We start from the raw sequence: 22,957 nt of genomic DNA, 5'->3' as shown, positions 1-22,957 counted from the left end.
GGACACTCCCCTAAAGTTTAGGTAAGGATAAAGTCATTATTAATAATTGTCAACATTAAGAACTACTCTTACAGCCCTAAAATCTTTAACACTATTGAAGCTATTGTTTATTCTAACGATAGCTTCTTTTGTTTTTGCCAATGACTGCTTCTGCGGAATTTTCACCAAGATGTTTTTATGGTAGTTGTTTCTAATTCTAGCCACAGGTGGAAACTCAGGCCCCAGCACATATTCTCCAAAAAACTGTCTTAAAGACTTCGCATACCAATCGGCAGCAACATTTACCCGATTATAATCCTTATGCTTTAGGGTAATTTTAATTAATCTATAAATAGGCGGATATTTAAAGTTGTAGCGCTCGTCCAATTGTTCCTTGTACATATCCAGATAACTATTGGTAGAAACCTGCTGTAGAATACGATGATGTGGATCGTAAGTTTGAATCAATACTTTCCCTCTAATATCGGTACGTCCTGCCCTACCTGACACTTGCACCATAAGCTGATAACTACGTTCATGGGCCCTAAAGTCTGGGAAGTTCAATAGGTTGTCGGCATTCATTACCCCTACCAACTTCACATTTCTAAAATCAAGCCCTTTGGTAAGCATTTGGGTTCCCACCAAAATATCGATTTCCTGCTGCTCAAAGGCCGTAATGATTTTTTCGTAACCAAACTTTCCTCTTGTGGTATCCAAATCCATCCGTCCCACCTTGTGATTTGGAAATAAGGCCTTCGCCTCCTCTTCCACTTGTTCGGTCCCAAATCCTTTGCTATCCAGTTCCGAGCTTCCACAAGCTTGACAACTTTGTTGCATGGCCATATGATAGCTGCAATAGTGGCAACGCAACTCTCTTTTATATTGATGATAGGTTAAACTCACATCACAATTCGGACATTGTGGAGAATGTCCACAGGTATTACATTCCACTATGGGAGAAAACCCTCGACGATTTTGAAACAAGATTACTTGATGCCCTTCAGATAAGGTTTCTGTAATTTCTTCAATCAAGCGATCACTGAAGTGACCGTTCATCCGTTTTCTTTTGTGCTTGTCTTTGATATCGACCAACTCAATATCTGGCATCAGCACATTATTAAAACGATGCGTCAATTCAACAAAACCGTATTTTCCCTGCTGTGCATTAAAATAGCTTTCCAAACTTGGGGTTGCCGAACCTAACAATGTTTTCGCCTTAAACAGACTTGCCAACACCACAGCAGTATCCCTAGCATGGTAGCGTGGTGAAGGATCAAATTGTTTAAAGGACGATTCATGTTCTTCATCCACAATGATCAATCCTAAATTTTGAAAGGGCAACATCACCGAGGAACGAGCTCCCAATATAATTTGGGCTTTTGGAGCATTGTTCAACACATTGTTCCAAACCTCAACCCGTTCATGAGAAGAATATTTGGAATGAAACACCGACACCTTCTCTCCAAAATAATCCTGAAGCCTGTTGACCAGCTGCGTCGTTAAAGCAATTTCAGGTAAGAGATACAGCACCTGTTTCCCTTGGTCCACCATTTCCTCAATGAGCTTCACATAAACCTCCGTTTTCCCAGAAGAAGTTACCCCATGGAGCAAGGTGATATTTTGGGTTTCAAAAGCATCCTTTATTTCCTGTAAAGCCGTTTCCTGATAAGAATTAAGATTTTTGGAGGCCATATTTTCGTCACCGTCATACTGCACTCGATCTGTTTGAATATGGTATTCCTCAAAGATTCCTTTGTCAATCAATGCCTTTACAATTGCAGACGAAGCGCCACTCTCTTCAGACAAGTCTGATACTTTTACAGGCTTTTGGGTTTTGGCAGAAAGCATAAACAAGCTCATCACCACCTCCCTTTGTTTAGGTGCTCTAGACAATTGTTCCAAAAGCTCCTTAAGTTTATCTTCGGAAGTATATGAAGCTCCTAGTTTTACATAGCGCACCAGTTTAGGCTTATATTTTTCGTAAACTTCCTCTTCAACAGAAATGATATTCTTTTCCAGCAAGCGTTTAAGGATGGGTAATACATTTTGCCGATCCAGAATACTTTCCAAATCCTGTATTTTCAAGGACGATTGATATTGAAGCGCCTCATACACCAGGAATTCATCATCCCGCAAATCTCCTTCATCTTCAATAACAACCTCTCCTTTTGTAATTACCGTTTCACTCTCCAAAATAAATGCACCAGGAAGTGCCGAACGCATCACTTCGCCTAGAGTAGACAAGTAATATTTGGCAATCCATTTCCAGTGTAAAATTTGGGTTTCCGTCACGATTGGTACCTCATCCAAAATCTGATGGATGTCCTTTGCTTCATAGGCCAAAGGTTTTTCGGTATGCACACTCAACACAATAGCCGTATAAATTTTACTCTTTCCAAAAGGCACGGATACACGCATTCCTGGTGTTAAAAATTCAGCTTCGGCCTCCGTGATATGGTAGGTGAACTGCTTTTCCAAAGGAATCGGTAATATAACATCTATAAAATGTGGCATACTAAACTCCTTTCTTTAAACGATTGATAGTCGCATTGAGTTCATAGCCCAACAACAGAATATTGGAATTCAACCACAGATAAAAAAGAAGGATCAATAAAGCCCCAATGGAACCATAGAGCTCATTGTACTGTGAAAAGTTTTCTATATAAATACCAAAAAAATAGGAGTTTAAAATGATCAATAAGGTTGTAAACAAAGCCCCAACCGAAAAAAACTTTGAAGATTTCCCTTCTTTGGTCCCAAAATAGTACAATACGGCTGTAGCAATATAAACCATCAACACAAAAAAGACATATTTGGCAACGATAAGCCAAGTTACATTGCTTTCTTTTGGAGCTAGCCCTTGCTGATGCAGACTATCCAAAAGCGGTTGAATGATGTAAATCTCGAAATATCCAAAAATGGCCACGGTAATAATGAGCAAAAGCGCCAAAATCAAAGCCACTCCTACTGCCAACAAATATTGCCTAAACACACTTCTGGTAAGCTGCTCATGATAGGAACTTTCAAACCCCGAAAACACGGCACTCACCCCATTGGCCATAAGCATAATGGAAAGCAAAAACACGGAAGACAGCAAACCACCTCGTTCATTATTCTCAATATTTCCGAAAATATTCGCAAAGAAAAAATCGGAGGTTTTTGGAGGTAGAAAAGATTCCAAAAACATCAAAAATTCCTCTCTAAACCCATCAATGGGAATATGTGGAATCAAGATTAAAATGAACAGAAGAAAAGGAAAAATGGCCGTAAAAAAGCTAAAGGCAATGGCACTGGCTCTAGAGGTTACTGCTCCCTTTACGATTCCGGTGATGTATAGTTTTAGCAAATCGTACAATGTCAATCCCTCTAAGGCTGGAAGCTGGATTTTTTTCAACAACCGCATAAAGGTGCTTATAACGGGAATTGACTCTAGCTTTTCTTCTAAGGATTTGGTCATAGATTATGTTATTTGCTTAACTTTTTAAAACAATGATTATTCTAAAGCTTTTAAACTTAAATCCATATTGTTGACAGAATGCGTCAAGGCTCCTGAGGAAATATAATCCACGCCACATAGAGCATACTCTCGAATACTGGCTTCAGTGATACCTCCAGAGGACTCTGTCAAACATTTATCTCCAATCATTGCAACGGCCTTTTTGGTATCCTCGAAATTAAAATTATCAATCAAGATTCTATACACACCTTCATTTTCAAGAATCTCTTTTATTTCATTAAAGTCCCTAGCCTCCACAATTATTTTCAGGTCCCTATTGGTCTCTTGCAAATACTGCTTTGTTTTGGTAATGGCCTTAGTAACGCCTCCCGCAAAATCAATATGATTGTCCTTGAGCATGATCATATCATAAAGGGCAAAACGGTGATTTTCTCCCCCACCAATTTTTACCGCCCATTTTTCCAAAGCGCGAATTCCCGGCGTAGTTTTTCTGGTATCCAACAACTTGGTTTTGGTGCCCTCCAATAAATCTACATATTTTTTGGTTTTAGTGGCAATGGCACTCATACGCTGCATGGCATTCAACACCAAACGTTCAGCCTTAAGTATGGATTGGGAAGGCCCTTCCACATAAAATACCACATCTCCTTTTTGAACCGTGCGACCATCTTTAATAAAGGTTTTCATCGATAGATTTTTATCGACAGATTTAAAGACCATTCTGGCGAAATCTACCCCTGCTATAATTCCATTATCCTTTACCAAAAGTTTCGCCTTCCCTACTGCTGTTGCAGGAATGCAGGCCAATGAGCTATGATCTCCATCACCCACATCCTCTCGGATGGCATTGGCAATGATTAATTCTAATTCGTTATTAAATTGAGCTTCGGAAATCATGATAACTATATTTTATGCTAAAATAAGAATAGATTTCCGATAATGGAATTCCATATCCAGATTTCAATTCACAATCTTTAGTTGTAATTTTGCCGCATGACCATAAAACTTTTAGCCATAGGGAAAACCGATTCTAAGGACTTACAATCCCTAATCAACGATTACGAAAAGCGCCTTGGATTTTACATTAAGTTCGACTTGGACATCATCCCTGACCTTAAAAAGGTAAAACACCTCAGCGAAACACAACAGAAGCAAAAAGAAGGCGAATTGATTTTAAACAAACTCCAACCCACAGATGTTTTAATTTTATTGGATGAAAATGGTAAACAAATGGACTCCGTCAACTTTTCGGAATACCTACAAAAACATATGAATTCTGCCATTAAGCAATTGGTGTTTGTCATTGGCGGGCCTTATGGTTTTTCACCTGAAGTATATCAAAAAGCCCAAGGGAAAGTTTCCTTGTCCAAAATGACGTTTTCACACCAAATGGTCCGTTTGTTTATGATTGAACAACTCTATAGAGCCTTCACCATCTTGAAAAACGAACCCTACCATCACCGTTAAGCTTAATCGGTGTCCCAACCAAAAGTGGCCTGAAATACATAGTCATTGGTAGAAGCTCCTTCAACAGGTTTGTTATCGTAGTTATAGGTAAGCCCTAGTTTGATAAACAAATTGAAAGGCAAATCGTATTTGGCAGTCACATTAAGATCGGTACGAAAACGTCCGCTCTCCGTTAAACTGGGATAGCCAGTTACGTGGGAATACAAATCGAAATCATCAAAGTCGAACAAATTGGCCTCTACCGACACAAAGGCTTCCAAACTGTTTCGGTTATTGATATCGGCATCTGTATAGCGTTCGTTGTTCCATGCCAATCCCCCTCCAGAAGCCAAATACATTTTGTTGGAATGAATGATATACTTTCCAATACCACCTTGAATAGCGGTACGCAATTTTAATTTCTGTTCGTCATTGGAAAGGAAATTTGCCGAAGCCAAGGCAAACCAGTCTTTTTTAAGAAAATAACGGGATCCTAAAGTAGCATCGGTACGGATAGTCGATTCCACATTATCCTGACTACTGCTCACCCGATTGTATCCCCCGTTAAAAAACCATTTGCTTCCGGTGTAGGAAATCTTGCTGTTAATGGTCAACTGGGCCAAGTTATTCAACTTCGTAAAATTGAAACCCACCGAGACCTCAGCATCTACCCTAGAAATAAAATCGGATTCGACTTCCTTGAAATAGACAATCTCATCCACTTTTACCGTGAGTGTTTCATCCTCATTCACCAAAAGCACCTCATTGGACTGTTCTTCCGACATTTTAATGGAGCCATTAAAACGTCTTCCGTTGGATAGATTGATTAAAAAAAGCTGCATGCTTTTTACTTTTTTCACATGCAGCCATTTTATTCTAAAATCGTCTTTACTATAATCGGTCTCTATGGTCAATACCCCATTGTTCATTTCTTTCATCGTCCCAACAATGGTATTGTTGTTCTTTAAAACAATGGTGTCATTTTGCGCATTGCCTTGCAATACTGTGACCAAAACCACCACTAAAGCGTAGAGTAAGTTTTGTTTCATATTTGGAGAGGGATTTTAACAAATTAAAACGATGTTCTAATATAGAAAAAATCACTTACTCCACGAAATCAATACGTTGCAAACAATTGTTTTCTCTTTTTCAACTGTTTTTCCAAATCGCCAATGGTTTCTTTAACCGCCATTTCAAAATTACGTTCTGTGGAAGAAGCAAAAATTCTTGGACCAGGCAAACTCAATTCCATATTACAAATTTTCCAATTTTTTTGATAATTGTTATCTTCTTTAAAAGAAACGCTGCAATTGATTACCCAATCATATTTTTTTGCTAATCCTTCAAGTTTTTGAATTGTGTAAGTAGATAAAGAATTACTGTTATCTAGATTTACGTATTGAATTTTGATTTTCATGATTGTGGCTTTTAAAGGTTAAACATACTGCAATTTACAGCCCTTAACCCAAACAAAATATGACCACCATCATAGTTGGCAAATTACTCCAATCCCAAACTTTTAATATACGCTTCGTTGTTTGAAGGTCTTCCCAAAAACTCTTCCACAGCACTTACCACATCGCGTTGACTACCATTGGATAAGATCAACTTTCTGTAGCGAACGCCGGTTTCTTGATCTGTCAAACCATTTTTCTCAAAAAGGGTAAACATATCTTGAGCGTATACTTCAGACCATAAATATCCGTAATAGTAAGTTGGGTGGGTGTTCACGTGGATCCAACTTCCTTGAGGATGTGTTCCTTCAACATACCAATCCATTACCCCCATTTGTTTGTCGATGTTCTTCCAAATCTCATCTGTATTTACTGGGTTGGCAGGATCGTATTTGTCGTAAAGGTTCATATCGTAGATACACTTTCTCAACATAGACTGTGCATTCAAACCAGACGACACATTTTGAGAGGCTTTCATGTTATCAAACAACTCCTTAGGAAATACTTCTCCTGTTTTGTAATGCTTCGCAAAAGAACTCAACATCTCATAATTTCCAATCCAGTTTTCAAAGATTTGCGACATTGCTTCCACAAAATCGGAATTAGCCTGAGCCTGAACATTGAATTCTCCATCGTAAGACATGCTGTTTACAATATGACCAAACTCATGGAAAAGCGTGCTCAATTCTTTATAGGTCAATAATGAAGGCATATCTTCAGTTGGCTTGGTAAAGTTCCCCAACAACATAGCCACAGGTACCTCATATCCTTCCGCTGTTTGTCTACCATAAGTTAATGGCACCCCATAAAACCAAGTCTCTTTAAATGGTCTTGGATATAAATCCAAATAGAAACGTCCTTTCAATTTGTTGTTCTCGAACACTTCGTAAGCTTCCACTTCATCAGACCAAACTGATGCATTTTCAGCCTTACGGAACTCAAGTCCTAACAACTGCTGATAAATGGTAAACAAACCTTCTAAACAAGCATCCATTGGAAGATATTCCCTGATTTTTTCGTGGTCTACATTGTATTCATTCTTTAAGATTTGATCCTTATAATATCCCAAATCCCAAGCGTTAACTGTTTGCCCTTTCTTGGCTGCCACAGCTTCCAACACTTTTAAATCTTCAACAGCCTTTCCTTTAGATTCTGCTACCAAACCATCAATAAAGTTCCAAACGGTTTCTGGAGTCTTGGCCATTTTCAATTTCAAATTATACTCTGCATAAGATTTGGCTCCGAACAACTGGGCCAATTGGTAACGCTTGCTCACCAAAGAATCTAAAATCTCTAAGTTCTTATCCGCTCCACGATTGTCATACTTAATAGTGTAGGCTTTTCTAACCTCAGAGCTATTTGGGTTGTTCAACATGGTCACTCTAGTAGCATTGATTACAGGAATATCATATGAACCATCTTCTTGTTTGTACTGAGCTTTGAAAGATTCTGGTAAACCATCGGTTTCGGCTTCTGTTAAGGTTAACACTTCATTAGCTGTATTCATATTTGTTGAATACTGTGAAGACAAATCGCTAATTTCTGCTGTAAGCGTTTTAAACTTCTCAAGGTTTTCAGCACTTAAATTAACCCCAGACTGCTTGAATCCTGCAATCACGTCATCCACCATTTTCTTTCTATTCCCTTGCAGCGTATTGTAAGCTTCTGAAGCTGCAAAGGTTTCAAACTTTTCAAACAATAATTTATCAGAGCCAATTACAGTTCCCAAAGAATCCACTTTTTGATTGCCTTTCAAACCTTCAGCACGAACAATGGAATCTGTAGAAACCCAATACAACATAAAGGCATTATTACTGGCTTTGCTCAATTGGTTATTAATTCTGTCGTACGCCACAAAGGTATTTTCAAACGTAGGAGTTTCCTGCCCTTTGATAGCTTCTACCTCCGTCACCACGTTATCGATAGTAGTGGCTACATATTCCTCTATAGCAGCACCGTCCACAGATGCATAATCTATTGGGACATTTAGTTTAACATTGAAAGGATTATTTTCTGACAGCGTTTTTAGTTGCACCTGTTCAGATTCAGTTTTGTCGGCACATCCCATTAGCAATAAGAGTGTAAAAAGTGAATAAAAAGTAGTTTTCATTAAAGTATTTTTAAAAATCCGAACAAATATACTATTCCATAACTACTTTGTCTGCCAATAATACCTTAACTTTTTGAATTCCTTGTTCTACCAACTTTCTTTTAGGTCCTCGCTCCAAAGCAAGCTCATATTGTTGTAAGGCTTCCTCATAACGTTTTTGCTCTACCAACCATTCCGCGTACAACTCATGTGTTGGTTTTTGAATGGATGGTGGCCCATAGCTATAGGTCATAGCCTCTTGGGCAGCTACTGAAGTCTTTAACAATCTTTCCGTTTTTTCAACATCCTCATTCAACCAAGCCTGTAGCGCTTTGAGTTGGGTCAATATCACAGTTGAACCATCTATACTCCGTTGTGTTGGTGTTTCCCTTGTCACCGAGGCACAAAACGCAGCGCCTTGAGATAGATTATCAACCAGTAAACTTTCCTTTTGTATTTTTTCTTCTAAATCTACAATGAGACTGTCCAATTGTTGAGGCTGCTTATCATAAAATGCTTTGTAGCCATCCAAAAACTGATTCATGGCTTTAATTGAAATTCGCAACCCAGATACGTCTATGGGAATCTCGACAATGGCATTATCCCAATCATCCGTTTCACACAGATAAGTTCCTTTTAAAAATACCATATGCGTTCTGGCACGTTTGGAAGGCAATTCATTGGTGTATTTCTGCATGTCCCAAACCATGTCCCTAGCCTTGTTGATACTATCCATTTGCAAATAGCCATATTCCAACCAATGATAAGAATGATACCCTCTCGCATCATTATCCAATTCTTTCGCATTCTTTCTGGTGATACTGGCTCCATAAGACGCCACGTTAGAACTGACCACCTCATCCCACATGCCCAAAGCCACATAAATATGGGATGGCATATGCAAGGCATGGCTGGCATCTGGAGCTACTTTCGAATAACTATTGGCGGCATCCAAAGCCAAATGCGCATGATAAGGATCGTCATAGGAATGTATCAAATAATGTAAAGCTCCAGGGTGCTTAGGATTATCTTCCAACACTTGTTTTGCTATGATAGCCCCCTGTCCAAAAATAGAATCGTTTCTAGCCCCTACAACCGAGCCTAATTGGGAAAGCGCATAAAAAGAGGCCACTTCATTATTACCCGGATACTTTTCATACAAACTCCCCATAAAATCTCGATACTTTACATCGCGTTCATTCTTGGACGTCTTGGGGGTATATAATATTTCTACAGCTTTTATAAAGTCCTGCTCTACTTCGGATAATTCATCTAAACGCTCTAATTGTTTCAATTCAGCAATAACTGTATTAGCTTCTTCAAAGTCTTGCTCAGACCACAAACTATGATTGTAAGTCATCGCCTCTCCCCAATAGGCCATGGCCAAGTTTGGATCTAATTCCTGAGCCTTTTTAAAAGCTTCCCTAGCATCAACATATTCAAAACTATGCAATAGCAGCAATCCTTTTTCAAAATATGGCTTTGCCTGTTCATCCCCTTGAACAGTAAACTCTACACTTCCCAAGGCTGTTTTTTCGGTGACAGTTTCTTTACAATTAAAAACGATAAGGGCTAACAAAAGAAAACAAAAAAGTCTCATAATAAGTCTATTTACAACAACGCTTTAAAGCACTATTTATAAGGTTTATACTCAAATATAATCAATTATTAGTAGACCTAGATTCATTGAGAAATTCTACATGGGTTTTAATTTGAAATACTAAGTTGTACTTTTGAACTCTAAATTTAGAGCTATGAAACTGGTTTTTGCCACTAACAATCTAAACAAACTTCAAGAAGTTCAAAAGTTAATTCCCTCAAACATCCAATTGCTGAGTCTCAAGGATATTGATTGTTTGGAGGACATTCCAGAAACCCAAGACACCATTGAAGGCAATGCCATTCAAAAAGCCAATTACATCAAGGACAATTATGGCTACGATTGTTTTGCAGACGATACCGGTTTAGAGGTTGAAGCTTTAGATGGTGCCCCTGGCGTTTATTCAGCACGGTATGCAGGACCACAAAGAGATGCCAATGACAATATGGACAAGCTGTTGGAAGCATTGGAAAACCATTCCAACCGAAAGGCTCAATTTAAAACGGTTATTGCCCTTTCTCTTGACGGAAAACAACATACTTTCACTGGGATTTGCAAAGGAGACATCACCCAAGAAAAAGCTGGATCGGCCGGTTTTGGATACGATCCTATTTTTAAACCGGAAGGATACGAGCTTACATTTGCCGAAATTTCCATGGAAGAAAAAAACAGCATAGGTCATCGGGGAAAGGCTGTTGTGCAGCTTGTGGACTATTTAAATCAACTCTAGAACTCTTAATAAAATCATAATTATCAGGGAATTCCTGTACTCTGAAATAAAAAGCGTATATTTGCCGGCTGAAACTCAAAAGGTTGAGTTAAATTCCTCAGAGTGAGGATGTGTTACAGGAAGATTTAGGTTAAGTATGTCGATTCGCTTCTTATGTAACACTACAAAAACATAATCGAATACTTACAATCGAATGAACACATTCCAAGATTTAGGTCTTAATGACGACCTATTGCATGCTATTAATGATTTAGGATTTGAAACTCCTAGTGACGTACAAGCACAAGCCATCCCAATTTTATTAGAAGAAGACACCGATTTGGTGGCCTTGGCACAAACCGGAACAGGAAAAACAGCTGCTTTCGGATTTCCAATGTTACAAAAAATAGATGTGGGAAGCAGAACCACACAAGGACTTATCTTATCGCCAACACGTGAACTTTGTTTACAAATCACCAATGAGCTAAAACTTTATGGAAAGTATTGCAAAGGACTAAATGTTGTAGCCATCTATGGAGGAGCCAGCATTACCGATCAAGCAAGAGCTATCAAAAAAGGGGCGCAAATTATTGTTGCCACTCCTGGAAGGATGAAAGACATGATCAGCCGTAACATGGTGGATATTTCTAAAATTGAATATTCTGTTTTGGATGAGGCCGATGAAATGTTGAACATGGGATTCTATGAAGACATTACTGATATTTTATCTCATACACCTACAGACAAAAGCACCTGGTTGTTTTCGGCTACCATGCCAAGAGAAGTAGCATCTATTGCCAAAGAATTTATGTATGATCCAAAAGAAATTACTGTTGGATCCAAAAACGTGGGTAGTGATCAAGTTTCGCATGAATACTATTTAGTGAACTCAAGAGACCGCTACCAAGCCTTAAAACGTTTGGCCGATGCCAATCCTGATATCTTTTCAGTAGTATTCTGTCGTACTAAACGCGATACCCAAAAAGTAGCAGAAAACCTTATTGAAGATGGTTACAACGCTGGCGCACTTCACGGAGATTTAAGCCAGAACCAAAGAGATTTGGTGATGAAATCTTTCAGAAACAAACAAATCCAAATGCTTGTGGCTACAGATGTAGCTGCCCGTGGTATTGATGTGGACGATGTGACCCACGTTATCAACTACCAACTTCCTGATGAAGTAGAAACTTACACACACCGTTCTGGCCGTACTGGTCGCGCAGGAAAAACCGGGGTTTCTATGGTGATTGTTTCCAAAAGTGAACTTAGAAAAATTAAAAGCATAGAGCGTATTATCAAAAAGAACTTCGAGAAAAAGAACATTCCAAGCGGAATGGAAATTTGCGAAGTGCAATTGTTTTCGTTGGCCAATAAGGTACATAACACCGAAGTTAACCACGAAATTGACAAATACCTAAGTAATATCAACGAACTATTCAAGGATACCGACAAAGATGAATTGATCAAAAAATTCTTCTCGGTTGAATTCAGTCGCTTTTACAACTACTACAAAAAATCACAATCCTTAAATGTTGAAGAATCTCGCGGAGATAGAGAAAGCAGTAGATCTTCATCTTCCGATGACGTGAGATACTTTATCAACATTGGTAAAAAAGATGGATACGACTGGATGAACCTAAAAGATTTCTTAAGAGATCTTTTAGAATTAGGCAAGGACGATGTCTTTAAAGTAGACGTTATGGACAGCTTCTCTTTCTTTAATACAGAACCAGAGTTGCAAGAGAAAATCCTAGCCTTCTTTACCGACTTTAAACATGAAGGTCGCTATGTAAATGTTGAAATAAGCTCAGACAAAGGAAAGTATGGAGGTAAAAAACGTAAAGGCGGTAGACGCGACGGCGGAGGAAGAAGAAGAGGTAACGACGACTTTAAAGGCGGAAGCTCCAGAAGCAAAGGAGAAGGTAAACGTTTTGAAGGAGGTTCTAAACCACCTCGACGTAGCGGAGCGCCAAAAGCAAATGCTGTTGGCGGATCCAGACCAAGACGTTCTAGACGTTAAACAATAATATATTAAGAGGCTATCCTAAGAAAACAGGATAGCCTCTTTGCTTTCAAATTGGCTCTAACAAGGAAAAGCGCTTGTTAATTTTTAGTCAAAATTTTTTGGATGTATCAGTAATATATCTTTAGTTTATTACTTTTATACCTTACAAAGATTGATATGAAATACCTACTTCTACTAATATGTACTTTTTTTATAACCACCTCTGTGGTCTCTCAAGAAGATGACACCAGAGTAAAAGGTATTGTAGTAAGTTCAAGTACAGGAGAAACTTTGGAAAAGGTAAACATTGTCAATCTTAACCAGGTTATTGGAACCTCTACGGATGACAAAGGGGCTTTTGAAATCAAAGCCAAAGCTAACGACACACTGCATTTCTCATATCTTGGATACAAATCCATTAAAGTAAGGGTTACCAACGACTGGATTAAATTTGGGGAAACTCAAATTGAATTGACGGAGTCCGCATTGGCATTGGAAGAAGTTGTAGTAAACCAATTAAGGCTTACCGGATATCTGGAAGTTGACGTAAAGCAGGTACCTATCAAAACCAATTACCGCTACAGTATTTCAGGATTGTCCAACAAAGGGTATGAAGCCGGAAACAACTCTCCTAATGCCGTAAACAAAGTGCTGGGAGCCATTTTTAACCCTGCAGATTTCCTGTATAATGCCTTTGGAAGAAAGCCTAATGAAATGAAAAAACTGCGCCAAATGAAAGAGGATGATGAAATCCGAAACCTTTTGGCCACCAAGTTTGACCGTGAAATGCTTACAGTTCTATTACAGGTTGACCGTTATGATTTGGATGAAATTGTAAGTCACTGCAACTACTCCAAGGACTTCATTGAAACGGCCAATGATCTTCAAATTCTGGATGCTATCAGTGAGTGTTACGAAGAATACAAAGTACTCAACAGAAATAGACCTAGTAGGTTTTAAATATTAAAGAAAAAGTCGAAACTAAGTTTCGACTTTTTTTATGCTCTAGAGTGAAGGGCAATCCTATTCCCTTCCGAATCTATGAATGCTGCCATATACCCGTGTTCCGGTGAAATTTGGGTTTTAGGTTGGTAAATCTGTCCACCAGCTTCCTCTATCCTATCCAATTCGTTTTGCACATTTTTACTTATGAAATAAATCAGGGTCCCCTCCTGACTTGGAATATAAGAATCCTGTTTGATCAAGGTGCCCTGTGCTCCTGGCACTTCCCCTCTGTCTGGAAACCACCCCATTTGCAAACCTCCAAAATCATGAAGGGCAATTTCTACTTGAAAAACAATTTCATAGAATTTTTTGGCCCGAGCCATATCAGACACGGGAATTTCAAACCAACCAACCATATTATGTGCCATAGCCAGAGAATTTATAATTTCATTTAAAGTTACAAATTCTCCTCGTTTTCATGATAATGGGCTACAATTTTATCGTAATTTTTAATGGACTTTTTAACCCAATCCATGCGCTTTTCTAAAATCTCTGCTTCGGTAAGTCTCCAGTCCAAATCACTCAATCTCATTTTTGAAGTCACATGCTGCAATATAATTGCTGCAGAAACTGAGATATTCAAGCTTTCTGTAAAGCCCACCATAGGAATCTTTAAATAGCAATCAGCTTCCTTCAAGACATCTTCAGAAAGGCCCTCGGTCTCTCTTCCAAAGAAGAAACAAGACTTTTTAGTGAAATCGAATTCATGCAATTCGCAGTCGTTGGTATGCGGCGTTGTGGCCACAATTTGATAGCCTTTCTTTTTTAAATCAGCTACACATGATTTTACACTATGATATCGATTTATATCTACCCATTTTTGGGCTCCCATGGCAATTTCCCTATCAATACGTCTGCTATTTCGTTCCTCTACAATATGCACTTCCTGTATGCCAAAAACGTCACAGCTTCTAATAACTGCACTAGTATTATGTAACTGAAAAACGTCCTCTGTAGCAACCGTAAAATGTTTGGTGCGTTGGGCCAATACTTCTTCAAATCGTTGTTTTCTGCTATCGGTAAGATAGCTCTCTAGGTATTCTAAAAGTTTGAGATCTGTCATAGGCCAAATATAATTTATAAATAGTAATTTTGACTCATGAAACACCTCGTAGTACTCACAGGAGCAGGAATGAGCGCCGAAAGCGGCATTAAAACCTTTAGGGACGCAGATGGCCTTTGGGAAGGGCACGATGTTATGGAAGTGACTTCTCCGGAAGGCTTTAGAGCCAACCCCGAATTGGTTTTGGACTTTTACAACCAAAGACGCCGACAGTTATTTGAAGTATCCCCAAATGCCGCACATTTTGCCTTGGCAGAATTGGAAAAAGAATATCAAGTAAGTATCATCACCCAAAATGTTGACGACCTTCATGAACGCGCTGGCAGCACCAACGTGCTTCATTTACATGGGGAATTATTGAAAGCCCGAAGCACCTACGACGATGCTGATATTGTTAATTGCACTACCGACATTGTAATGGGAGATAAGTGCCAAAGAGGATACCAAATGCGTCCACATATTGTATGGTTTGGGGAAGCAGTCCCCATGATAGAACCTGCCATTTCCATTTGCGACACAGCAGACATACTGCTTATAATTGGCACTTCATTACAGGTCTATCCTGCGGCTAGTTTAATGCACTATGCTCCCGAAAACACGCCCACATTTTATATTGACCCAAGACCTGCTGTTTCTAACTCTAGAAACATTACCGTAATTGCCGAAAGCGCTACCCTAGGGATGGAAATTTTCAAACAAAATTTACTTTCATTACTCTAATTCAAGTTTATTAAAATCAACACTTTCAACTTACAAACACCTAATACACAACACTTAAAGAAGTTCACCTAGAGGTTAAATTAAGGTTAATCCACACGGTTTCACAGCTTTAAAACTGAAAAGCTTCCTAATTTTAACTTTCTAGCTGATTAATGATTATGACAAAATTTTTAAGCACAAAAATTCAATTACTCTTTATTTTCATAGGCTTAAGTTACAATACTAATGCTCAAAACGCCCTGCACTTTGACGGTGTGGACGACTATATACAAACAGACTACAAAGGCATTGAAGCAGATGGTGCCAGAACCGTTGAAGCTTGGATAAAAGTGGAACCTAGTGATACCTGGCGATTTATTGTTGATATGGGTATCTCAGGAATTGGACAGCGATTTTCCTTTAAAATAAATAATAATGCCCGCTTCATAAGAGTTGAAATTGGCGGCGGTGGTATTTATGGAAAAACAACCATCACAGACAACAAATGGCATCACGTGGCCGCAACCTATGACCCTGACTTATCAGAAAATCAATTTAAACTTTACGTAGACGGAAATTTGGACGGAGAAGGAGATCTTGATTTAGAAGTTGACACCCACACCGATAAGCCTGTAAGAATAGGCTATAGCAATTACAATCTTGGTCCTTTTGAAGGTTTACTTGACGAAGTTAGGGTTTGGTCTATTGCACGAACTGAGGAGGAGATCAAAAACAATATGAATACCGAAATATGCCAAACTCCCAATTTGGAACTATATTATAAATTCAACCAAGGTATTCCAAATGGCAACAATAAAGACCAAAATATTGTCATGGACTATGCGGGAAATGCTTACAATGCCGCACTTAAAAATTTTAAATTATCAGGGACCAACTCCAACTGGACAGAAGGAAGCCCAATTTCTCAAACAGATTTAGACACTTTTGTTAGTGCTGAAGGCTCTACACTCACAGCAAATTTGCAAAGTGCCAATTACCAATGGATTGATTGTTCTGACCACAATAAAGAAATAAACGGAGCCACATCCCAATCCTTTAGCCCAAAAGTTATTGGTTCATATGCCGTAAAAGTCACCAACGCCGAAGGCTGTATGGAGTTATCAAATTGTATTACTATTTCGTCTCTGGAAACATTTGAGAGTTCTTTTACCAACACTATTGCATTTTCAAAAAATGAGCTTGAAAGAGGTGTGTCAATCGATTTGGGCACTTCATTTACAGAAGTTCAAACAAAACTTACCAATATAGAAGGCCATGTCCTTTCGGAAGACAATTTTAAGGATATTGATAAAATTGATATGGATATAGACCAAATTCCTGGATTGTATTTCCTTCATATTATAACCAATACGGGAGATTCGGGTATTCTTACCATTGTAAAACAGTAACACATAAAAAAGGCGACCATTGTTTGGTCGCCTTTTCTTTCAGATTATAAATTCAAGTTGTTTTTTACAGAGGGTTGCAAGGCATCCTTATGCACCATAATGGAAATAGTTTTCAATTTAAAGTAAGCTTCGCTCATGTATATGAATCCATCGTTAGGCACCTTTTTTGTGTGCTTCCCCCAAGAATTTTTCACTTTGTAATAAATAGTACCATTTTGATCTTCAACCATGCCTACAATATGCATTAAATGATCATCGGTGGTATTAAAATTTTCAAATTCCTGTTGGCGAAATTCTGAAGTTATCTCCTTTTCTTTTGTAATCGCTTTCAATGCTGCCTCCCCTATGTTTCTATCTTCAGGTATTACCGCAAGACCATATTTAGAAGAAAATGTAGTTTCGGTAACATCGCAATCCAATTCAATGGAAAACCCAGCTTTTAGGGCTTCATTTGTAATCTGCACCAATTCATCCAAAGCTACATTATAATAGCTTCCATTTGAGAAATTATCAGGAATCTCCAATATAAAATTGCTGTTATAAGGATGATGTGTAAACGAAGTAATGCTCACATAATCCTGAAATTGCAACCCTGTCATTTCCAAAAATGATTGAGGTGTATAAGTCTCACCTTCATAGATAAAGGTTTCAATTTGTTTTCCCAATGCTGCATCCAATTTGGCTTCAACATCCATTTTCCAATCCCCTTTATAGGCTGTTGGATTTTTAATATAAGCATCCAAAATAGGTTTTAAATCACCTACAATTTCAGAATGATCATGCGTTTTTTCAGTTTCTTGCAATCCTGTATACACCTCATTGGGAACCACTCCAAATTGTGAGATACTATTGACAACATCATGAGCCAAACCACCTTCACTAAATTGTGCCATCCCTTGGCGCATCACATAATTCCACGCCTTTCTAGGGTAGGTCTGCCTCACATTATACATTTCAGATAAATCAATATGTTTTCCTGAAAGGCGCATAATTTCACTTTCCAAAAAAGAAGAGGTAGAAAAACTCCAACAAGTTCCGGTGTTCCCTTGACTGATAACCTCGGTAGTTTCAAGATCTATAAGAGATTTAAATTGGTAGGATTGAGAAAATGCAATGGTTGAAGTTGCCATTAGCATAACATAGAAGAAGGGCTTTTTAAGGTTCATTCTTAACATTTTTAATTCTAGGCCGCTAAAATAATAAAAATGGAAAAGTTCTCTTTAGCAATTCTCATAAGACATGACTCCATGATTCCTTCAAAATCTTAAGCCGCAAAACATAACTTACTCATTGTAAGAACTATCGGAAATATTTGTATATTTAAATACAACTATTCCAATTATGAAAAACCACTTCTTTCTATTAATCTTTCTTTTGTGTATTACCCCTAATTGGGCGCAGCAGGACACCTCTTCTGAAACCAAAGATTCCATAGTCCAAAAACCGCACGAGTTTACGGTTATGCCCTATGTAAGTTACAATAGGAATCTTAAATTTATGTTTGGGGTCACCCCGATGTACATGTTCCGGATGAACAGAAATGATTTAAAATCTCCCAGATCCATGGTAGGACTAGCTGGGGTGTATACTACCAATAAATCCTACTTTATTGCGGTTTTCTCCCAAATGTACTTTAAAGAAGATTCCTGGAGGTTACAAGTTTTTGGCGTTACAGGAGATCACCTTTCTCAATTCTATGCCGGTGATATTGACGAACCTGGGTTTTATGATTATGCCACAAATACCACTATTATAAATGTAGGAATTAAAAGGAAAATTGTGGAGCATTTATACGGTGGGCTTGCCTATACTTACTCTCATTACGAAACAGATTTTTACAATTTACAGCCCGCAACAACCACCACTTCACAAGGCCTTGAAATTAACTTTATGATAGACAAGAGAAGTAACATTTACTATCCCATGAATGGTTACCAAACCAAACTCCGCTTAAAAATGTACCCTTTATGGATGGGCAATGATGAAAGGGCCAACCGCATTTTAACTTCGCACAACCATTACTTCCCATTTAGAAAAGATAAAGATGTGTTGGCTGCCCGTTATTCGGGACAATTTGGTCTTGGCAGCATTCCTTTTGAACAACAGGTTACCGTTGGTGGAAAAGATATCCGAGGATATTCTGAAGGGAAATATCGCGGCGATGGCTTGATTGCTGTACAGAGTGAATACAGATGGAATTTCCATAGAAAAATGGGCCTTGTTGGCTTTGCTGGCCTAGCCACTATTTACGGGTCTGACACCTCTAGTTTTGATTGGAAAATGTATCCAGGGGCTGGCGTCGGGTATCGCTACCAAGCCTTTAAATCCATGAAATTTAATGTAGGGCTGGATGCCGCCGTAGGGAAGGACGATTGGGGAATCTATTTCAGAATTGGTGAGGCATTTTAACAATTTTACTGCTCTTAAATTACCGGATAGCGTTTTTTGTTACAATTAAAAACAATACCTTTAAGGAAACCTTTAACTAGGTTACGCCTAAACGAATACAACACATTAATGCTTACCAAAACAGAAAAGTCCTTTAGCCTCATCTACTTCATTATTGTCCTGGCCGAATTGGTTTTTGGAAATTCTGAACGCCTACATGCATTGCACTATGTAAGCAAACCCGCCATCTTAACCACTTTGATCATTTTTTTTGTGACGCGAAGCAATCATCTCAACAAAACGTTGCGATTAATGACTTTGTTCGCCCTTTTGTTTTCACTTTTGGGAGATATAGAACTTATGTATGCCCAACGCGACGAGCTTTACTTCATCTTTGGTTTAGTGGCCTTCTTAGCCTCCCACGTGATGTACACTTTCGTGTTTTTAAAAAACAGAGATCCCGAAAAAAAACCATTTCCCTTCATTGCAATTCTACTCCTCTTTGCAGTTGGATTGTTATTTACTATTTATGAAGGATTGGGAAATTTAACGGTGGCTGTCATCACTTACATGTTGGTCATTCTAACCATGGTTACAACAGCCTACCTTAGAAAGGAGACAGGGACGCGCAATAGCTATTATTTGATATTTTCTGGCGCTCTGTTATTCATGCTTTCGGATAGTATTTTGGCCATCGACAAGTTTCACGAACCCCTGCCCTTTTCCCACATTAGCATTATGTTCACCTATGCTCTGGCTCAGTACTGCATCGTGATGGGACTTTTAAAATCAAGGGACAAAGTTGAAATTCTTCAAAAAACAACCTAACTTTTAATTCGTTAGTTTTCAGAAGCAAAAACAACACCTATGTTAAAAATTTGAAAATTTACACCATAAAACGCTCCTAAAGTGTAACATCTTCTCTGCAACCTCTACAAATAGTCAGCTAACAACTAAAAATTTGGATAAAGAACTAGAACATAGTTTTGTAAAATTACTTGAAGAGCACCAAAACATTGTGCACAAGGTGTGTAGGCTATATACCAACAACCAAGATGCCCACAATGATTTGTTTCAGGAAATTACCATACAGCTATGGAAAGCCTATCCAAAATTTAGGGGAGATGCTAAGTTTAGTACTTGGATGTACCGAGTAGGCTTAAATACAGCCATTACCCTATACCGGAAGTCTAAACGTAGAATTGACACTCAGGAGTTTGACACTGTACAGTTCAAAATAAAATCGGAAGAGTATGACGACACCGAAGAACAACAACTTAAACTCTTGTACAATGCCGTTTACCAGTTGAATGACATTGAGAAGGCCTTGGTATTTTTATTCCTTGAGGACAAAAACTATAAAGAAATCAGTGAGACCTTAGGGATATCAGAAGTGAATGCTCGAGTGAAAATGAACCGCGTGAAAACGAAATTAAAAACCATCTTAAATCCGTAGCAAATGGATGAATTAGAATTATTAAAAAAAGATTGGAATAAACGTGGGGACAGTTACCCCAAGTTGTCCTATAACGATATTTACAAGATGATTCTTAAAAAATCCTCTTCCATCGTTAAATGGATCTTTATTCTAAGTATGCTGGAATTTGTGTTCTGGCTAAGTATTTCATTTTTGCTGAAAGACTCCAAAAACCTCAAATCCTTCGACCGTTTGGATGGCAGCTACCTCCTAATTCCTTTAACTGTCATTGGGTATGTGGTGTTGGCTTACTTCTTCTTTCTGTTCTACAGAAACTACCGAAAAATATCGGTTACAGATAGTGCCAAACAACTCATGGAAAACATCCTAAAGACTAGAAGAACCGTGAAGCAATATGTAGCCTTCAACTTGTTTTACATGGTATTTTCAAGCTTGGCAGTGCTGTTTATTGAATTTGACCAAAACCAAGATTTAATTGCCAAGGTTCAGGAAGCCTCTGCAAATGGTCATCTTTTAATGTTCTATGCCAAAGTTATCCTAACCTTTACTGTAGTATTCGGTTTGGTAATCTTGATTCTTTTAGGCTTCTATTGGCTAGTCTATGGGATTTTACTCAAAAAACTCAACAGAAATTACCATGAACTTAAAAAATTGGAAATATAAAAACAGCTAGCTTACCACTCACGCTGTTTGTTGAGCTCCTCCAATTCCATAAGTTCCTTTTGGGAAATCACCTTTAAAAAAGAAGGATGTTGCTCTATGGCATATTCTATTTTCTCAACAATATCTGCAACAGAATCATTGTCGTAATCAATCTCTAAAGGCTGTTTAATTTCGAAAGATTGCAGTACGTTTTTCTTCTTTACACGAAGTCCTTTTTTGTCGAAAGAACGTCTAAACCCGTCAATCACAATAGGCACAACCACTGGTCTGTACTTTTTAATGATGTGAGCCGTTCCTTTTCTAATAGGTTTAAAAGGCGTGGTGGTTCCTTGTGGGAAGGTAATTACCCAACCATCATCCAGAGCTTTTCCAATATTGGAAATATCGCTCATTTTCACTTGACGGTTTACATCCTTCCCTTCGGCTCTCCAAGTACGCTCAATACTCACAGATCCTACGTAGGACAAAATCTTAGGCAATAAACCATCTTTCATGGTCTCTTTCGCCGCAACGTAGTACAAGTTTAATTTTGGATGCCACAGGTACCCCACATTTTTGATGGAATCTATTCTTCCACTTAAACTAGCGTTGAATACATGGAACATGGCCACGACATCCGCAAAGTAGGTTTGATGATTGGAAATGAAAAGGACATTTTTGTCCGGAAGATTCTTGATAACCTCAGAGCCTTCAATCTGAAGTTCGTTAAAACCTCTAAAACGTCTGTGGGTAATAACACCCAACACACGGATTAACCATTTCTTTATAAACAATACATGTCCAAAAGGATTTTTCTTAAACAATCCCATACCCTTTAATTTTTACGAAGCTACAAAAGTAACAATTCTATAATTTTAAGTTGCCTGTTTTAACAAGTCTTTTAACTCACTAAGCATCATAGCTGTAGCCCCCCAAACAATGTGATTATTCAATTTAAACGCCGGAACTTCAACATTCTTTTTGTAAGAAGTATTCACAAAAGCACTGGTTAAACTGCCTTCATCAACAAAGTGTCCAAAAGGAACTTCAATTAGGTCTTCTACTTCATCTTCCTGCTTGATAAAACTTGGGGTTTTGTTGGTAACCCCCAAAAATGGGTATACGGTAAAGTTGCTAGGCGGAATATATAAGCGGGTCAATGGTTTTACAATATCAATGTCTGTCATGGGCACCCCTATTTCTTCATGGGTTTCCCTTAAGGCCGTTTCCTCTAAATTTTGATCCTTGTGTTCATAGCGGCCACCAGGAAATCCAACTTGGGCAGAGTGCACTCCTTTGTAGGTTTTCCGGAGAATCAACACCAATTTCGTGTATAATTTTTCATCGGGGTAAAACAAGGCCATAACCCCTGCGTTTTTGGAATGTCTTATGGCCTGCTCCTGCTGTTTCATTAATTCCAAACGAAAAGGCGGAGACATTTTAATCTGCGAGGCTTCTCCTGGAAGTGGCAGATTTTTTATTTTTGAAACCAATTTAGTGAATGCATCAAATTCCATAACCCCATTTTTAATTGCCCAATCACTCAGGAAATTAACAAATCCCTAAATAGATAC

The 22,957-nt window shown here is 38.4% G+C and carries 22 protein-coding genes; 10 read left to right on the top strand and 12 right to left on the bottom strand.

From position 1 onward, the window contains the following. Positions 1-39: 39 nt before the first annotated feature. From priA to nadC, 3 genes are read right to left on the bottom strand one after another with little or no spacing between them, the layout of a single operon-like run. Positions 40-2,493: a replication restart helicase PriA gene (gene priA, locus AC6I5C_RS10965; protein ID WP_497905192.1), complete on the bottom strand. Its 2,454-nt coding sequence runs from the start codon at positions 2,491-2,493 to the stop codon at positions 40-42. A 1-nt stretch (position 2,494) separates the two neighbouring features. Continuing rightward, positions 2,495-3,436: a YihY/virulence factor BrkB family protein gene (locus tag AC6I5C_RS10960; protein ID WP_497905191.1), complete on the bottom strand. Its 942-nt coding sequence runs from the start codon at positions 3,434-3,436 to the stop codon at positions 2,495-2,497. Positions 3,437-3,472: 36 nt separating this feature from the next. After that, entirely contained in the window at positions 3,473-4,333 is an 861-nt protein-coding gene (nadC, locus tag AC6I5C_RS10955; RefSeq protein WP_497905190.1) for a carboxylating nicotinate-nucleotide diphosphorylase, read from the bottom strand. 96 nt (positions 4,334-4,429) lie between these two features. On the opposite strand from nadC, the gene rlmH reads away from it, so the two are divergent. After that, positions 4,430-4,903 (top strand): 23S rRNA (pseudouridine(1915)-N(3))-methyltransferase RlmH, encoded by a 474-nt coding sequence (gene rlmH / locus AC6I5C_RS10950; RefSeq protein ID WP_497905189.1) that lies wholly within the window; start codon positions 4,430-4,432, stop codon positions 4,901-4,903. Positions 4,904-4,905: 2 nt separating this feature from the next. Here rlmH and AC6I5C_RS10945 read toward each other — a convergent pair whose 3' ends face one another. The 4 genes from AC6I5C_RS10945 to AC6I5C_RS10930 all read right to left on the bottom strand — a co-directional run bounded on the left by AC6I5C_RS10945 (position 4,906) and on the right by AC6I5C_RS10930 (position 10,025). Next, positions 4,906-5,931, bottom strand: coding sequence for a DUF481 domain-containing protein (locus AC6I5C_RS10945; RefSeq protein WP_497905188.1), 1,026 nt, complete (start codon positions 5,929-5,931; stop codon positions 4,906-4,908). Positions 5,932-5,999: 68 nt separating this feature from the next. Next, positions 6,000-6,299, bottom strand: coding sequence for an HPF/RaiA family ribosome-associated protein (locus AC6I5C_RS10940; RefSeq protein WP_053975412.1), 300 nt, complete (start codon positions 6,297-6,299; stop codon positions 6,000-6,002). A gap of 83 nt (positions 6,300-6,382) precedes the next feature. Next, positions 6,383-8,446 (bottom strand): M3 family metallopeptidase, encoded by a 2,064-nt coding sequence (locus AC6I5C_RS10935; RefSeq protein WP_497905187.1) that lies wholly within the window; start codon positions 8,444-8,446, stop codon positions 6,383-6,385. Positions 8,447-8,477: 31 nt separating this feature from the next. Continuing rightward, positions 8,478-10,025 (bottom strand): tetratricopeptide repeat protein, encoded by a 1,548-nt coding sequence (locus tag AC6I5C_RS10930; protein ID WP_497905186.1) that lies wholly within the window; start codon positions 10,023-10,025, stop codon positions 8,478-8,480. 154 nt (positions 10,026-10,179) lie between these two features. Between AC6I5C_RS10930 and AC6I5C_RS10925 the strand changes: the two genes are divergently transcribed. The 3 genes from AC6I5C_RS10925 (at position 10,180) to AC6I5C_RS10915 (ending at position 13,699) form a co-directional block, all read left to right on the top strand. Continuing rightward, positions 10,180-10,755, top strand: a complete 576-nt coding sequence (locus tag AC6I5C_RS10925) for a non-canonical purine NTP diphosphatase (RefSeq protein WP_497905185.1) — start codon at positions 10,180-10,182, stop codon at positions 10,753-10,755. A gap of 193 nt (positions 10,756-10,948) precedes the next feature. Beyond that, entirely contained in the window at positions 10,949-12,754 is a 1,806-nt protein-coding gene (locus AC6I5C_RS10920) for a DEAD/DEAH box helicase (protein WP_497905184.1), read from the top strand. 162 nt (positions 12,755-12,916) lie between these two features. Next, on the top strand, positions 12,917-13,699 hold the full coding sequence (locus tag AC6I5C_RS10915; protein WP_053975417.1) for a carboxypeptidase-like regulatory domain-containing protein: 783 nt from the start codon (positions 12,917-12,919) through the stop codon (positions 13,697-13,699). Between the two features lie 38 nt (positions 13,700-13,737). Here AC6I5C_RS10915 and AC6I5C_RS10910 read toward each other — a convergent pair whose 3' ends face one another. Together AC6I5C_RS10910 and AC6I5C_RS10905 are read right to left on the bottom strand one after the other, a co-directional pair. Then, complete coding sequence (locus AC6I5C_RS10910) at positions 13,738-14,112, bottom strand: VOC family protein (protein ID WP_497905183.1); 375 nt, start codon at positions 14,110-14,112, stop codon at positions 13,738-13,740. Between the two features lie 29 nt (positions 14,113-14,141). Beyond that, the gene (locus AC6I5C_RS10905) at positions 14,142-14,807 is read right to left on the bottom strand and encodes a TrmH family RNA methyltransferase (protein WP_497905182.1); all 666 of its coding nucleotides are present in this window, start codon (positions 14,805-14,807) and stop codon (positions 14,142-14,144) included. 36 nt (positions 14,808-14,843) lie between these two features. On the opposite strand from AC6I5C_RS10905, the gene AC6I5C_RS10900 reads away from it, so the two are divergent. Together AC6I5C_RS10900 and AC6I5C_RS10895 are read left to right on the top strand one after the other, a co-directional pair. Continuing rightward, the gene (locus AC6I5C_RS10900) at positions 14,844-15,527 is read left to right on the top strand and encodes an SIR2 family NAD-dependent protein deacylase (protein ID WP_497905181.1); all 684 of its coding nucleotides are present in this window, start codon (positions 14,844-14,846) and stop codon (positions 15,525-15,527) included. A gap of 158 nt (positions 15,528-15,685) precedes the next feature. After that, positions 15,686-16,915: a LamG domain-containing protein gene (locus AC6I5C_RS10895; protein ID WP_497905180.1), complete on the top strand. Its 1,230-nt coding sequence runs from the start codon at positions 15,686-15,688 to the stop codon at positions 16,913-16,915. Positions 16,916-16,959: 44 nt separating this feature from the next. Here AC6I5C_RS10895 and AC6I5C_RS10890 read toward each other — a convergent pair whose 3' ends face one another. After that, positions 16,960-18,081 carry a C1 family peptidase gene (locus tag AC6I5C_RS10890; RefSeq protein ID WP_497905179.1) on the bottom strand — a complete coding sequence of 374 codons (1,122 nt, stop codon included), beginning with the start codon at positions 18,079-18,081 and terminating at the stop codon, positions 16,960-16,962. A gap of 175 nt (positions 18,082-18,256) precedes the next feature. On the opposite strand from AC6I5C_RS10890, the gene AC6I5C_RS10885 reads away from it, so the two are divergent. The 4 genes from AC6I5C_RS10885 to AC6I5C_RS10870 all read left to right on the top strand — a co-directional run bounded on the left by AC6I5C_RS10885 (position 18,257) and on the right by AC6I5C_RS10870 (position 21,404). Beyond that, positions 18,257-19,324: a BamA/TamA family outer membrane protein gene (locus AC6I5C_RS10885; protein ID WP_497905178.1), complete on the top strand. Its 1,068-nt coding sequence runs from the start codon at positions 18,257-18,259 to the stop codon at positions 19,322-19,324. 108 nt (positions 19,325-19,432) lie between these two features. Further along, a complete protein-coding gene (locus AC6I5C_RS10880) occupies positions 19,433-20,131 on the top strand; it encodes a lysoplasmalogenase (protein WP_497905177.1) in 699 nt (232 codons plus the stop codon). 133 nt (positions 20,132-20,264) lie between these two features. Further along, positions 20,265-20,759: an RNA polymerase sigma factor gene (locus tag AC6I5C_RS10875; protein WP_076661950.1), complete on the top strand. Its 495-nt coding sequence runs from the start codon at positions 20,265-20,267 to the stop codon at positions 20,757-20,759. Positions 20,760-20,762: 3 nt separating this feature from the next. Further along, positions 20,763-21,404, top strand: a complete 642-nt coding sequence (locus AC6I5C_RS10870; protein ID WP_497905176.1) for a DUF8845 family protein — start codon at positions 20,763-20,765, stop codon at positions 21,402-21,404. Between the two features lie 11 nt (positions 21,405-21,415). Here the strand turns inward: AC6I5C_RS10870 and AC6I5C_RS10865 are convergent, their stop codons facing one another. Beyond that, the gene (locus AC6I5C_RS10865) at positions 21,416-22,213 is read right to left on the bottom strand and encodes a lysophospholipid acyltransferase family protein (protein WP_497905175.1); all 798 of its coding nucleotides are present in this window, start codon (positions 22,211-22,213) and stop codon (positions 21,416-21,418) included. Positions 22,214-22,258: 45 nt separating this feature from the next. Then, the gene (locus tag AC6I5C_RS10860; protein WP_497905174.1) at positions 22,259-22,900 is read right to left on the bottom strand and encodes an NUDIX hydrolase; all 642 of its coding nucleotides are present in this window, start codon (positions 22,898-22,900) and stop codon (positions 22,259-22,261) included. Between the last annotated feature and the right edge of the window lie 57 nt (positions 22,901-22,957).

It is taken from the genome of Mangrovimonas sp. sgz306409, from assembly GCF_059735265.1.
Note: the sequence above shows the minus strand (reverse complement) of the source record. Positions and strands in the feature narration are given on the sequence as shown.

Bases quoted from the DNA above. Each gene is read 5' to 3' on its own strand.
- priA (WP_497905192.1), bottom strand. From the start codon at position 2,493: ATGCCACATTTTATAGATGTTATATTACCGATTCCTTTGGAAAAGCAG.
- AC6I5C_RS10960 (WP_497905191.1), bottom strand. From the start codon at position 3,436: ATGACCAAATCCTTAGAAGAAAAGCTAGAGTCAATTCCCGTTATAAGC.
- nadC (WP_497905190.1), bottom strand. From the start codon at position 4,333: ATGATTTCCGAAGCTCAATTTAATAACGAATTAGAATTAATCATTGCC.
- rlmH (WP_497905189.1), top strand. From the start codon at position 4,430: ATGACCATAAAACTTTTAGCCATAGGGAAAACCGATTCTAAGGACTTA.
- AC6I5C_RS10945 (WP_497905188.1), bottom strand. From the start codon at position 5,931: ATGAAACAAAACTTACTCTACGCTTTAGTGGTGGTTTTGGTCACAGTA.
- AC6I5C_RS10940 (WP_053975412.1), bottom strand. From the start codon at position 6,299: ATGAAAATCAAAATTCAATACGTAAATCTAGATAACAGTAATTCTTTA.
- AC6I5C_RS10935 (WP_497905187.1), bottom strand. From the start codon at position 8,446: ATGAAAACTACTTTTTATTCACTTTTTACACTCTTATTGCTAATGGGA.
- AC6I5C_RS10930 (WP_497905186.1), bottom strand. From the start codon at position 10,025: ATGAGACTTTTTTGTTTTCTTTTGTTAGCCCTTATCGTTTTTAATTGT.
- AC6I5C_RS10925 (WP_497905185.1), top strand. From the start codon at position 10,180: ATGAAACTGGTTTTTGCCACTAACAATCTAAACAAACTTCAAGAAGTT.
- AC6I5C_RS10920 (WP_497905184.1), top strand. From the start codon at position 10,949: ATGAACACATTCCAAGATTTAGGTCTTAATGACGACCTATTGCATGCT.
- AC6I5C_RS10915 (WP_053975417.1), top strand. From the start codon at position 12,917: ATGAAATACCTACTTCTACTAATATGTACTTTTTTTATAACCACCTCT.
- AC6I5C_RS10910 (WP_497905183.1), bottom strand. From the start codon at position 14,112: ATGGCACATAATATGGTTGGTTGGTTTGAAATTCCCGTGTCTGATATG.
- AC6I5C_RS10905 (WP_497905182.1), bottom strand. From the start codon at position 14,807: ATGACAGATCTCAAACTTTTAGAATACCTAGAGAGCTATCTTACCGAT.
- AC6I5C_RS10900 (WP_497905181.1), top strand. From the start codon at position 14,844: ATGAAACACCTCGTAGTACTCACAGGAGCAGGAATGAGCGCCGAAAGC.
- AC6I5C_RS10895 (WP_497905180.1), top strand. From the start codon at position 15,686: ATGACAAAATTTTTAAGCACAAAAATTCAATTACTCTTTATTTTCATA.
- AC6I5C_RS10890 (WP_497905179.1), bottom strand. From the start codon at position 18,081: ATGAACCTTAAAAAGCCCTTCTTCTATGTTATGCTAATGGCAACTTCA.
- AC6I5C_RS10885 (WP_497905178.1), top strand. From the start codon at position 18,257: ATGAAAAACCACTTCTTTCTATTAATCTTTCTTTTGTGTATTACCCCT.
- AC6I5C_RS10880 (WP_497905177.1), top strand. From the start codon at position 19,433: ATGCTTACCAAAACAGAAAAGTCCTTTAGCCTCATCTACTTCATTATT.
- AC6I5C_RS10870 (WP_497905176.1), top strand. From the start codon at position 20,763: ATGGATGAATTAGAATTATTAAAAAAAGATTGGAATAAACGTGGGGAC.
- AC6I5C_RS10865 (WP_497905175.1), bottom strand. From the start codon at position 22,213: ATGGGATTGTTTAAGAAAAATCCTTTTGGACATGTATTGTTTATAAAG.
- AC6I5C_RS10860 (WP_497905174.1), bottom strand. From the start codon at position 22,900: ATGGAATTTGATGCATTCACTAAATTGGTTTCAAAAATAAAAAATCTG.